Source organism: Pseudomonas sp. TE31087 (assembly GCF_057284075.1).
Window position 1 is genome coordinate 390,601 of the sequence record NZ_JBXVNN010000001.1, and the last position, 10,641, is coordinate 401,241.

The following is a 10,641-nucleotide window of genomic DNA, read 5'->3' on the forward strand; positions in this document are numbered from 1 at the left end:
CCGGCCCCGGCCGGGTCAACCTTTGGGCTTGTGTCACGATATATCTTGAGGTTATCAGAACACGTCCTTCCAAGACCTCAAGGCAGCAAAAACAGTGGCTTGGGTGGGGTTGGAATGTCCCTTCCATTCGTCTGCTTTTTGTTTAACGAATGTTTCAGCGGTACGCAAAAACGGGTTGGTCAGGCGCTCCAGGCCGATGGTGGAGGGCAGGCTGATGCGATTGTCGGCGCGCAGGCGGGTAACGTCTTCGAACCGTTGCAGAACGTGCGGGCTTTCCGGTTCCACGGCGCGGGCGAAGCGCAGGTTGCTCAGGGTATATTCGTGGGCGCAGTACACTTCGGTCTCGGCGGGCAGGGCGGCCAGGCGCTGCAGCGAATGGTGCATCTGTTCAGGCGTGCCTTCGAACAGGCGACCGCAACCGGCGGCGAACAGGGTGTCGCCACTGAACAGTAGCGGCGTGGGCGATTGCGCAGTGTAATAGGCGATATGCCCCAGGGTGTGGCCGGGCATGGCCATGACTTCGAACGTCAGGCCCAGGGCTTTGACCTGCGCGCCATCCTCCAGGGCGACGTCGCGGGCCGGAATGAGCTCGTTGGCCGGGCCGTAGACGGTGGCACCGGTGGCCTGCTTCAGGGCCTCGACGCCGCCGACATGGTCATGGTGGTGGTGAGTGACCAGGATCGCCTCCAGCGCCCAGTCGCGATGCTGGCCCAGCCAGGCCTGCACCGGCCCGGCATCACCGGGATCGACCACTGCGCAGCGGCGATTGGCAGTATCCTGTAACAACCAGATGTAGTTGTCGTTGAAAGCGGGTAGGGCATCGATCTGTATCATGTGCGGATCCGTATCGCCAAGCCTGGACATTGAGGGCATCTTAGCCGCGATGGCGCGGCCGGAGAACCTTCGAGGGAGAATGCAATGACCGACCAAGCCTTCGCCCAGGCCGACCCCGACTGGGTCGAACTCATCAGCCTGGCCCGCGACTGGTTCAATGGCCCCCTTGGGCAGTTGATGCTCAAGGAAGAGGAAAAGTTGCTCGAAGAAGAGCTGCGGCGCTTCTTCGGTGGCTACCTGGTGCACTACGGCCCCTGCGCCGAACCGCCGCCCAACGCCCCGCAGGTGCAGCGCAACGTGCGCCTGGGCGCGCCGTTGCCGGGGGTGGAGATCGTCTGCGAGGAGCAGGCCTGGCCGCTGTCGGAACATGCCGCCGACGTGGTGGTGCTGCAGCACGGCCTGGACTTCAGTCTCTCTCCCCACGGATTGCTCCGGGAGGCGGCCAGCGCGGTGCGCCCGGGCGGTCACCTGCTGATCGTCGGCATCAATCCGTGGAGCAGTTGGGGGCTGCGGCATTTCTTCAGCCAGGGCGCCTTGCGCAAGGCCCGCTGCATCTCGGCGTCGCGGGTCGGCGACTGGCTCAACCTGCTGGGCTTCGCGCTGGAGAAACGCCGCTTCGGGTGCTATCGTCCGCCGCTTGCCTCGCCGGCCTGGCAACAGCGCCTGGCCGGTTGGGAGCGGGTGGCCGGGGGCTGGCAGGGCGCCGGTGGCGGTGTCTACCTGCTGGTGGCGCGCAAGATGGTGGTCGGCCTGCGGCCGCTGCGCCTTGAGCGCCGCGAGCCGATGGGCAAGCTGCTGCCGCTGCCGTTGGCCAAGGTCAATCGCAGCGTCACCCACCCCGATTCCGAAAAGCACTGAACACGAGTGGTACATGAGCGATAGCGTCGAGATCTACACCGATGGTGCCTGCAAGGGCAATCCCGGCCCGGGCGGCTGGGGCGTCCTGATGGTTTTCAAGGGCGTCGAAAAGGAGCTGTGGGGCGGCGAGCGCGAGACCACCAACAACCGCATGGAGCTGATGGCCGCAATCGAGGGCCTGAAGGCGCTCAAGCGCGAGTGCGAGGTGGTGCTGACCACCGACTCCCAGTACGTGATGAAGGGCATCAACGAGTGGATGGTCAACTGGAAGAAGCGCGGCTGGAAGACCGCCGCCAAGGAGCCGGTGAAGAACGCTGACCTGTGGATGGCCCTCGATGAGCAGGTCAATCGGCACAAGGTGACCTGGAAGTGGGTGCGCGGGCATATCGGCCACCCGGGCAACGAGCGGGCCGATCAGTTGGCCAATCGTGGAGTCGACGAAGTACGCGCCCAGCGTTGATTGTGTTGCGGGCCATCGCGGGGCAAGCCCGCTCCCACAGGGTGAGCACTGCCTGCGTGGGAGCGGGCTTGCCCCGCGATGGCCGCAAAGCGGCCCCGATTTCGTTATACTCCCACCCCGAATTCAAGCACCGCCAGTTGGAGTCCCCGCGTGGAGCAGCAGCAAGACAAACGGTTCGTCATCCTCGACACCGAGACCACCGGCATGCCGGTGGCCGAAGGCCACCGCATCATCGAGATCGGTTGCGTCGAGGTCGTGGGCCGGCGCCTGACCGGGCGGCACTTCCATGTCTACCTGCAGCCCGACCGCGAGAGTGACGAGGGTGCGATCAACGTCCACGGCATCACCGACGCCTTCCTGGTCGGCAAACCGCGTTTCGGCGATGTGGCCGAGGAGTTCTTCGACTTCATCCAGGGCGCCACCCTGGTCATCCACAACGCGGCGTTCGACGTCGGCTTCATCAACAATGAGTTCGCGCTGATCGGCCAGCAGGACCGCGCCGACATCTCGCAGCACTGCCCGATCCTCGACACCCTGATGATGGCGCGCTCGCGCCACCCGGGGCAGCGCAACAGCCTCGATGCGCTGTGCAAACGCTACGGTATCGACAACTCCGGCCGTGAACTGCACGGCGCATTGCTCGACTCGGAACTGCTGGCCGACGTCTACCTGGCGATGACCGGTGGCCAGACCAGCCTGTCGCTGGCGGGGGATGGCGCGCAGGGCGAGGATGGGCAGGGCAGCACCGGCAGTGAGATCCGTCGGATTACCGGTCGTGCGGCGGGTAAGGTGATCATGGCTAGCGAGGAAGAGCTCGAGGCCCATGTCGAGCGTTTGGCGGCCGTCGCCAAGTCGGCGGGTGGGCCGGCGATGTGGCAGGTGCTGACCGAGGCCCCCGCCAGCTGATTCTCTGACAGTACCGGCCCTTTCGCGGGTAAACCCGCTCCCACAGGCAACCCCCCCGAACCTGTGGGAGCGGGTTTACCCGCGAAGAGGCCGGCACTGACGACACCAGCCTCAACTACCCTGAGGGGGAAGCCCCCGCAGAGGTAGCCGCCCGATGTACAAGGACCTCCAGTTCCCCATCCTCATCGTCCACCGGGCGATCAAGGCTGACAGTGTCGCCGGTGAACGGGTGCGTGGCATCGCCGACGAACTGGCCAGGGACGGCTTCGCCATCCTCGCCGCCGCCGACCAGGCCGAGGCGCGCCTGGTGGCCGCTACCCACCACGGCCTGGCCTGCATGCTGATCGCCGCCGAGGGGGTCGGCGACAATAGCCGCCTGCTGCAGAACATGGCCGAGCTGATCCGCCTGGCCCGGCTGCGCGCACCCAACCTGCCGATCTTCGCCTTGGGCGAGCAGGTCACCCTGGAGAACGCCCCGGCCGAGGCCATGGGTGAGCTCAACCAGTTGCGCGGCATTCTCTACCTGTTCGAAGACACCGTGCCCTTTCTCGCCCGCCAGGTGGCGCGGGCCGCGCACACTTACCTCGACGGTTTGCTGCCACCGTTCTTCAAGGCCCTGGTGCAACACACCGCGCAGTCGAACTACTCCTGGCACACCCCAGGCCACGGCGGCGGCGTGGCCTATCACAAGAGCCCGGTGGGGCAGGCCTTCCACCAGTTTTTCGGCGAAAACACCCTGCGTTCGGACCTGTCCGTGTCGGTGCCCGAGCTGGGCTCGCTGCTCGATCACACCGGCCCCCTGGCCGCCGCCGAGGCGCGGGCGGCGCGCAACTTCGGCGCCGACCATACCTTCTTCGTCATCAACGGCACCTCCACCGCCAACAAGATCGTCTGGCACGCCATGGTCGGGCGCGGTGACCTGGTGCTGGTGGACCGCAACTGCCACAAGTCGGTGGTGCATGCGATCATCATGACCGGCGCCATCCCCCTCTACCTGTGCCCGGAGCGCAACGAGCTGGGCATCATCGGGCCGATCCCGCTCAGCGAGTTCACCCCGGCGTCCATACAGGCAAAGATCCAGGCCCACCCGCTGGCCCAGGGGCGGCCGGCGAAGATCAAGCTGGCGGTGGTCACCAACTCCACCTATGACGGCCTGTGCTACCACGCCGGGCTCATCAAGCAGACCCTCGGTGCCAGTGCCGAGGTGCTGCACTTTGATGAGGCTTGGTTCGCCTACGCCGCCTTCCACGAGTTCTTCACCGGCCGCTATGCCATGGGCACGCCGCGCGGCGATGAGGGGCCGCTACTGTTCAGCACCCATTCCACCCACAAGCTGCTGGCCGCCTTCAGCCAGGCGTCGATGATCCATGTGCAGGACGGCGCCGCCCGCCAGCTGGACCGCGACCGCTTCAACGAAGCCTTCATGATGCATATCTCCACCTCGCCGCAGTACAGCATCCTTGCCTCGCTGGATGTGGCCTCGGCGATGATGGAGGGCCCGGCCGGGCGCTCGCTGCTGCAGGAGATGTTCGACGAGGCCCTGAGCTTTCGCCGGGCGCTGGCCAACCTGCGCGAGCACATCGCCGCCGACGACTGGTGGTTCAGCATCTGGCAGCCCCCGCTGGCGCAGGGCGGCGAGCGCCTGGAGGCGGCGGACTGGCTGTTGCAGCCGGGGGCCGAGTGGCATGGCTTTGCCGAGCTGAGCGACGACTATGTGCTGCTCGATCCGCTCAAGGTCACCCTGGTGATGCCGGGAGCCGGTGGTGGGGCGGGCGAGCACGGCATTCCGGCCGCGGTGGTCGGCAAGTTCCTCTGGGAACGGGGGCTGGTGGTGGAGAAGACCGGTCTGTACAGCTTCCTGGTGCTGTTCTCGATGGGCATCACCAAGGGCAAGTGGAGCACGCTGCTGACCGAACTGCTGGAGTTCAAGCGCCACTACGACGCCAATACCGCGCTGGCCGACTGCCTGCCCAGCGTGCTGACGCCGCAGCCGTCACGCTACCAGGGGCTGGGGCTGCGCGACCTGTGCCAGCAACTGCATGCCTTCTACCGCGGCAATGCCACGTCCAGGCAGCTCAAGCTGCTGTTCACCCGTTTGCCCGAAGTAGCGATGACCCCGGCCGAGGCCTATGACCGGATGGTGCGCGGGGAGGTGGAGGCGGTGCCGATCGAGCAGCTGCTGGGCCGGGTCGCTGCGGTGATGCTGGTGCCGTATCCGCCGGGGATCCCCTTGATCATGCCGGGCGAGCGCTTCACCGAGGCGACCCGCTCGATCCTGGTCTACCTGGAATGCGCCCGGGCCTTCGACCAGGGCTTCCCGGGTTTCGTCGCCGACGTGCATGGCCTGCAGCGCGAGGGGACGCTGTACACCGTCGATTGCGTCAAGGAATGCGGATGATCTCGACGCCGGTCTGGGCCAGCTCGAAGCGGTCGTCGCCCAGGTGGTTGACGCGGTCGCCGATGGCCAGCCGATAGCTGGTGACCGGCGCGCCGAGGGTGCTGCCGTCGGCCTGCAGGGTGGATTCCTGGAATTCGTGGACGGGGTAGATACGGCCTTCGGCGTCGCGGGCGTGGAACTGGCCGACCATTACTGCTGCCATTTAGGTGGAAACCTCTGAATCGTGTAGGAAATGTCTGTAGGCATAGACCAGTGAAACGCCCGGGAAGTTTTCAGCCGAATGGAAAAAAACCGGGAAGCCGAGGAACGGTCATCTATAACTAACAGGTCCCATTCCCAGAGCAGAGGTTGCAAAACGCCATGAGCCAGGTCTATTCGGTTGCGGTCGTCGTCGGCAGCTTGCGCAAGGAGTCCTACAACCGCAAGGTGGCCCGCGCGCTGTCTGAGCTGGCGCCGTCCAGCCTTGCCCTGCGGATCGTCGAGATCGGCGACCTGCCGTTGTACAACGAGGATGTCGAGGCCGAGGGCGCACCCGAGGCGTGGAAGCATTTTCGCGACGAGATCCGCCGCAGCGACGCGGTGCTGTTCGTCACCCCGGAGTACAACCGTTCGGTGCCGGGCGGGTTGAAGAACGCCATCGACGTGGGTTCGCGGCCCTATGGGCAGAGCGTATGGAGCGGCAAGCCGGCGGCGGTGGCCAGCGTGTCGCCGGGGGCGATCGGCGGGTTTGGCGCCAATCACGCGGTGCGCCAGTCGCTGGTGTTCCTCGACATGCCGTGCATGCAGATGCCCGAGGCTTATATCGGTGGGGCGGCGACGCTGTTCGATGATAGCGGCAAGCTTAACGACAAGACCCGGCCCTTCCTGCAGGGCTTTATCGACCGGTTCGCGTCGTGGGTGAAGTTGAACCGGGCAGTCTGATCCCCCCAAAAGCATCGCGGGGCAAGCCCGCTCCCACGCCAGGCATGCATGTATGCTGAGCGTGGGAGCGGGCTTGCCCCGCGATGTTTTTCGACTTCAGGCGCTCTGCGGCATCTCCCCCTTGGCCAATCGCCGGTTGATATCGGCAATCACTTCGGGCAACTCGTTGATGGTGTCGATCAGGTAGTGCGGCCGCGATGCGGCAAACATCCCATGGATCCGCTTGCGCTCGCTCTCCAGCTTCTCCGCGCTCAACGCCCGGTAGCCTTCCCAGGTCAGCCCCAGGGCATTGCCCGAGCACACCAGCGCCACGGTCCACATCCCGGCGCGGCGGCCTTCGAGAATCCCCGGTACGGTATCGTCGACTTTCACGCAGGCGGCCACATCGTCGATGCCCAGGGCAATCACGTTGGCCAGCGCCTGGGCCGGCCACGGGCGGCCGTTCGGCGTCTCGTCGGTGGCCACCACATGGTCGGCCACGTAGCCGTTCTGCGCGGCCAGTTCGACCACCTTGTCCATCACCACCTTCGGGTAGCCGGAGCAGGAGCCGATTTTCAGGCCGTCCTTGCGCAGCCCGGTCAGGGTGTCCAGAGCGCCTGGGATCAGCGCCGAGTGCACGGCGATCTTCTCGATCTGCAGCGGCATGAAGCGCTCGTAGATGGCGGTGACATCGTCGTCGGTGGGCGTGCGGCCGAACACCTTGCGGTAGCGCTCGGCGATTTCCGGCACGTCGCACAGGGTGCGGATATGGTCCCACTTGCCCATGCCCATCGGGCCACGGGCTTCTTCGATGGACACCTGCACGTCGAACTCGGCGAAGGCTTCGACGAAGATCTGGGTCGGGGCGAAGGAGCCGAAGTCGACCACGGTGCCGGCCCAGTCGAGGATGGCGGCTTGCAGCTGGGTGGGGTTGCTGTAGTTCATGTGCGCGTTTTCCTTGAATTGGGTGGGCAGAGGGTCAGATGTCCAGCACTTCCATTTCCCGCAGCACCTCGGCCACGGCGTTCACGGCGGCCTGCATGCCATCGGCGCCAACCACGCCGATGCAGCCGACGCGGAAGGTCTCGACCTGGGTCAGCTTGCCCGGGTAGAGGATGAAGCCCTTGGCCTTGACCCGCTCATAGAAGTCCTTGAACTGGTAGCGCGGATCCTTCGGCGCGTGGAAGGTGACGATGATCGGTGCCTGGATGTCGGCGGGCAGGAAGCTCTTCAGACCGATCTTCGCCATGCCGTCGAGCAAGGTCTTGCAATTGTCGGCGTAGCGTTGGTGGCGAGCGGGCAGTCCACCTTCTTCGTTGTATTGCTGCAGCGCTTCGTGCAGGGCGGCGACCACGTGGGTCGGCGGGGTGAAGCGCCACTGGCCGGTCTTGGCCATGTAGGCGTGCTGGTCGTGCAGGTCCATGGCCAGGGAGTGGGCGTTGCCCTCGGCGGCGGCCAGGGCGGTTTTTTCGGCGAAGACGAAGCCCATGCCCGGCACGCCTTCCAGGCACTTGCCGGAGGCGGCGATCAGCGCTTCGAAGGGAATTTCACGAGCATCGATCGGCAGCGCACCGAACGAGCTCATGGCGTCGATGATCAGGCGCTTGCCGTGGCGCTGGATCACCTGGGCGATCTCGGGCAGCGGGTTGAGGATGCCGGTGCTGGTCTCGCAGTGGATCAGCGCCACATGGGTCACGGCGGGGTCGGCGGCCAGCAGGCGGTCGACGTCGGCGGCGGTGGTCGGCTGGTCCTCGGCGGTCTCGAAGGTGCTGTAGGCGCGGCCCAGCACCTTGCAGATCTTCGCCAGGCGCTGGCCGTAGGCGCCGTTGATCAGCACCAGCACCTTGCCGTCACGGGGTACCAGGGTGCCGATGGCGGCCTCGACGGCGAAGGTGCCGCTGCCTTGCAGGGGCACGCAGTGGTGGCTGGCGCTGCCGTCGATGATGGCCAGCAGTTGTTCGCACACGCTGGCGGTCAGCTGGTTGAAGTCGCGATCCCACGAGCCCCAGTCCACGAGCATGGCCTGGCGGGTGCGGATCGAGGTGGTCAGGGGACCGGGGGTCAGCAGGATCGGGGCGTTGCTCATTCCGGGGTTCCTCACTTGCGGTGGGCTGGAAACTTAGTGGGGCTAGGTTGCAATTCGCCGTGTCATCAATCAAATTGTTTGTAGATATGCCAGCCATAAGTCAGGCCGATAGATATGAACCTGTTCCAGCTCCGCGCCTTCGACGCCGTCGCCCGCGAGGGCAGCTTCACCCGCGCCGCCGAGCGCCTGTTCATCAGCCAGCCGGCGGTGACCGGGCATGTGAAGGCGTTGGAGGAGCACTACCAGATCACCTTGCTGCGCCGTACCGCCCGGCGGGTCGAGCTGACCGAGGAGGGCACGCGCCTGGCGGCCATCACCCGGGCCATGTTCGGCCTGGCCGAGGAAGCCCAGGCCATGCTCGAGGCCAACCGGCAGTTGCTGACCGGGCGCCTGGAGGTGGCGGCGGACGGCCCGCACCGGGTGATGCCGATGCTGGCGCAACTGCGCGAGCGCTATCCCGGCATCACCGTCAACCTGCGCCTGGGCAATGCCCAGGAAACCCTGGCCGCGTTGCTGTCGGAACATGCCGATGTGGCCGTGCTGACCGAGATCGAGCCGCGCAAGGGCCTGCACCTGCAGGCGTTATGCGAGTCGCGGTTGTGTGCGCTGCTGCCCGTGGGGCATGCGTGGGCGGGTGCCAAAGGTGACTTGCCGCTGGCCGAGCTGGACAGGCAGATCATGGTGCTGCGCGAGCCCAGCTCGACCACCCGGCGCACCTTTGACAAGGCCTGCGCCGACGCTGGCGTGCAACCCCGGGTGCTGCTGGAGCTGGACAGCCGCGAAGCGGTCACCGAGGCGGTGGCGGCGGAGCTGGGCATCGGCGTGGTGTCCTCCACCGAAGTGGCCCATGACCCGCGGGTGGTGGCCCGCCCCCTGGCCGGCCAGGGCCTGGTCAACCAGCACATGGTCGGTTGCCTGGAGCGCCGCCGTGAGTTGCGCCTGATCCAGGCGTTCCTGAGCCTGGCCGCCGGTCAGTGATTGGCGGCTGACGTTTTCCCCATGGCGGCCTAAGATGGCGGCCACAGCGCAGACTGGATTGTCGATGAGCGAGAAGGACACCATTTCCATGCAACTGGTGCGCGAAGCCCTGTTGCAGACCTGCCCGGCCGGCGAGCCCGACGCCGGGCTGCTGGCGCGTGCCGGGATCGCGGCCGAGCAGTTGGACCTGCCCGAGGCGCGGGTGACGGCGGAGTCCTACGCCCGGCTCTGGCGCCTGTTGGCGCGGCGCTGCAACGACGAGTTCTTCGCCATGGACCGGCGCGGCCTGCGCAGCGGCAGCCTGGCCTTCATGGCCCGCAGCGCCATGGCCCAGCCGACCCTGGGCGCGGCCCTGGACAACCTGCTGGCGTTCCTGTCGCTGATGCTCGAAGACCTGCAGCCGGGCCTGGTGCGCCAGCAGAGCCTGGCCGAGATCGTCATCAACGAACCCGGCGATACGCCGCGCCGGGCGTTCACCTACTTCACCTTCTGGATGATCGTGCACGGCCTGGCCTGTTGGCTGGCCGGGCGACGCATCCCGATCCTGGCCATCGACCTGCGCTGCGCCGAGCCGCCGTTTTGCGACGACTACCGGGTGATGTTTTCCGAGAACCTGCAGTTCGAGCGCCCGCGCACGCGGATGATCATCGCCGCCGAATGCCTTGAACTGCCGGTCAGACGCAGTGACGAAGAATTGCAGCGCTTCCTGGCCGAGGCCCCGGGCAACATCCTGGTCAAGTTCCGCGACCCGGCCAGTCTGGCCCGGCAGATCCGTCATCGCTTGCTGGAGATGCCGCCGGGCACCTGGCCGGACGCCGAGCAGGTGGCCGCCACCCTGCACATGTCGGTGTCGACGTTGCGTCGACGCCTGTCGGAAGAAGGCCAGAGCTACCAGGGCATCAAGGATGGCGTGCGTCGGGAACTGGCCATCGCCTGGCTGGCCGAGGCGCAGTTGGGATTGGGCGATATCGCCGAGCGCCTGGGTTTCGCCGACAGCAGCTCGTTCTACAAGGCGTTTCGCAAGTGGTTCGGTTGTAACCCGGGGCATTACCGTTCGCTGGTCATGCATGAAGGTGGCGTACCGGGTGGGTGAGCCTTCCCGCTGAAGCGGCGCTGGCGGCTTGTGCACTGTGAGGTACCTTAAAGCACAAGGTCCTTACAGCATGACTTCTAATACCCTCTCGCCAACCGAAGCAGGCAGGAATGCGCAACTTCGCGTAC

General features: G+C 66.1%; 11 protein-coding genes. 7 read left to right on the plus strand and 4 right to left on the minus strand.

All coding sequences use genetic code 11. The features are described from left to right. Window positions 1-54: 54 nt before the first annotated feature. Window positions 55-834: a hydroxyacylglutathione hydrolase gene (gene gloB, locus ACZ899_RS01705; protein WP_234560503.1), complete on the minus strand. Its 780-nt coding sequence runs from the start codon at window positions 832-834 to the stop codon at window positions 55-57. Window positions 835-918: 84 nt separating this feature from the next. Here gloB and ACZ899_RS01710 point away from each other — a divergent pair, with 84 nt between their 5' ends. The 4 genes from ACZ899_RS01710 (at window position 919) to ACZ899_RS01725 (ending at window position 5,456) form a co-directional block, all read left to right on the plus strand. After that, window positions 919-1,692, plus strand: coding sequence for a class I SAM-dependent methyltransferase (locus ACZ899_RS01710; protein ID WP_234560502.1), 774 nt, complete (start codon window positions 919-921; stop codon window positions 1,690-1,692). A 13-nt stretch (window positions 1,693-1,705) separates the two neighbouring features. Beyond that, window positions 1,706-2,152 carry a ribonuclease HI gene (gene rnhA, locus ACZ899_RS01715; protein WP_011534678.1) on the plus strand — a complete coding sequence of 149 codons (447 nt, stop codon included), beginning with the start codon at window positions 1,706-1,708 and terminating at the stop codon, window positions 2,150-2,152. A gap of 150 nt (window positions 2,153-2,302) precedes the next feature. After that, a complete protein-coding gene (dnaQ, locus tag ACZ899_RS01720; RefSeq protein WP_203651902.1) occupies window positions 2,303-3,058 on the plus strand; it encodes a DNA polymerase III subunit epsilon in 756 nt (251 codons plus the stop codon). 154 nt (window positions 3,059-3,212) lie between these two features. Next, the gene (locus ACZ899_RS01725; RefSeq protein WP_234560501.1) at window positions 3,213-5,456 is read left to right on the plus strand and encodes an Orn/Lys/Arg family decarboxylase; all 2,244 of its coding nucleotides are present in this window, start codon (window positions 3,213-3,215) and stop codon (window positions 5,454-5,456) included. Here the strand turns inward: ACZ899_RS01725 and ACZ899_RS01730 are convergent. After that, a complete protein-coding gene (locus ACZ899_RS01730; protein ID WP_028690532.1) occupies window positions 5,440-5,658 on the minus strand; it encodes a hypothetical protein in 219 nt (72 codons plus the stop codon). The two genes, ACZ899_RS01725 and ACZ899_RS01730, sit on opposite strands and share 17 nt — an antisense overlap. 158 nt (window positions 5,659-5,816) lie before the next feature. On the opposite strand from ACZ899_RS01730, the gene ACZ899_RS01735 reads away from it, so the two are divergent. Then, window positions 5,817-6,377, plus strand: a complete 561-nt coding sequence (locus ACZ899_RS01735; protein ID WP_232856337.1) for an NADPH-dependent FMN reductase — start codon at window positions 5,817-5,819, stop codon at window positions 6,375-6,377. Between the two features lie 96 nt (window positions 6,378-6,473). On the opposite strand, the gene phnX is transcribed toward ACZ899_RS01735, so the two are convergent. Next, window positions 6,474-7,301, minus strand: coding sequence for a phosphonoacetaldehyde hydrolase (gene phnX, locus ACZ899_RS01740; protein ID WP_234560500.1), 828 nt, complete (start codon window positions 7,299-7,301; stop codon window positions 6,474-6,476). A gap of 34 nt (window positions 7,302-7,335) precedes the next feature. Beyond that, window positions 7,336-8,442, minus strand: coding sequence for a 2-aminoethylphosphonate--pyruvate transaminase (locus ACZ899_RS01745; RefSeq protein WP_203651911.1), 1,107 nt, complete (start codon window positions 8,440-8,442; stop codon window positions 7,336-7,338). Between the two features lie 114 nt (window positions 8,443-8,556). On the opposite strand from ACZ899_RS01745, the gene ACZ899_RS01750 reads away from it, so the two are divergent. Together ACZ899_RS01750 and ACZ899_RS01755 are read left to right on the plus strand one after the other, a co-directional pair. Further along, on the plus strand, window positions 8,557-9,420 hold the full coding sequence (locus ACZ899_RS01750; RefSeq protein WP_234560499.1) for a LysR substrate-binding domain-containing protein: 864 nt from the start codon (window positions 8,557-8,559) through the stop codon (window positions 9,418-9,420). A gap of 64 nt (window positions 9,421-9,484) precedes the next feature. Then, complete coding sequence (locus tag ACZ899_RS01755) at window positions 9,485-10,513, plus strand: AraC family transcriptional regulator (RefSeq protein WP_234560498.1); 1,029 nt, start codon at window positions 9,485-9,487, stop codon at window positions 10,511-10,513. Window positions 10,514-10,641: the final 128 nt, after the last annotated feature.

Excerpts from the sequence above, each read along its gene's own strand:
- gloB (WP_234560503.1), bottom strand. The coding sequence starts at position 834 with ATGATACAGATCGATGCCCTACCCGCTTTCAACGACAACTACATCTGG.
- ACZ899_RS01710 (WP_234560502.1), top strand. The coding sequence starts at position 919 with ATGACCGACCAAGCCTTCGCCCAGGCCGACCCCGACTGGGTCGAACTC.
- rnhA (WP_011534678.1), top strand. The coding sequence starts at position 1,706 with ATGAGCGATAGCGTCGAGATCTACACCGATGGTGCCTGCAAGGGCAAT.
- ACZ899_RS01725 (WP_234560501.1), top strand. The coding sequence starts at position 3,213 with ATGTACAAGGACCTCCAGTTCCCCATCCTCATCGTCCACCGGGCGATC.
- ACZ899_RS01730 (WP_028690532.1), bottom strand. The coding sequence starts at position 5,658 with ATGGCAGCAGTAATGGTCGGCCAGTTCCACGCCCGCGACGCCGAAGGC.
- ACZ899_RS01735 (WP_232856337.1), top strand. The coding sequence starts at position 5,817 with ATGAGCCAGGTCTATTCGGTTGCGGTCGTCGTCGGCAGCTTGCGCAAG.
- phnX (WP_234560500.1), bottom strand. The coding sequence starts at position 7,301 with ATGAACTACAGCAACCCCACCCAGCTGCAAGCCGCCATCCTCGACTGG.
- ACZ899_RS01745 (WP_203651911.1), bottom strand. The coding sequence starts at position 8,442 with ATGAGCAACGCCCCGATCCTGCTGACCCCCGGTCCCCTGACCACCTCG.
- ACZ899_RS01750 (WP_234560499.1), top strand. The coding sequence starts at position 8,557 with ATGAACCTGTTCCAGCTCCGCGCCTTCGACGCCGTCGCCCGCGAGGGC.
- ACZ899_RS01755 (WP_234560498.1), top strand. The coding sequence starts at position 9,485 with ATGAGCGAGAAGGACACCATTTCCATGCAACTGGTGCGCGAAGCCCTG.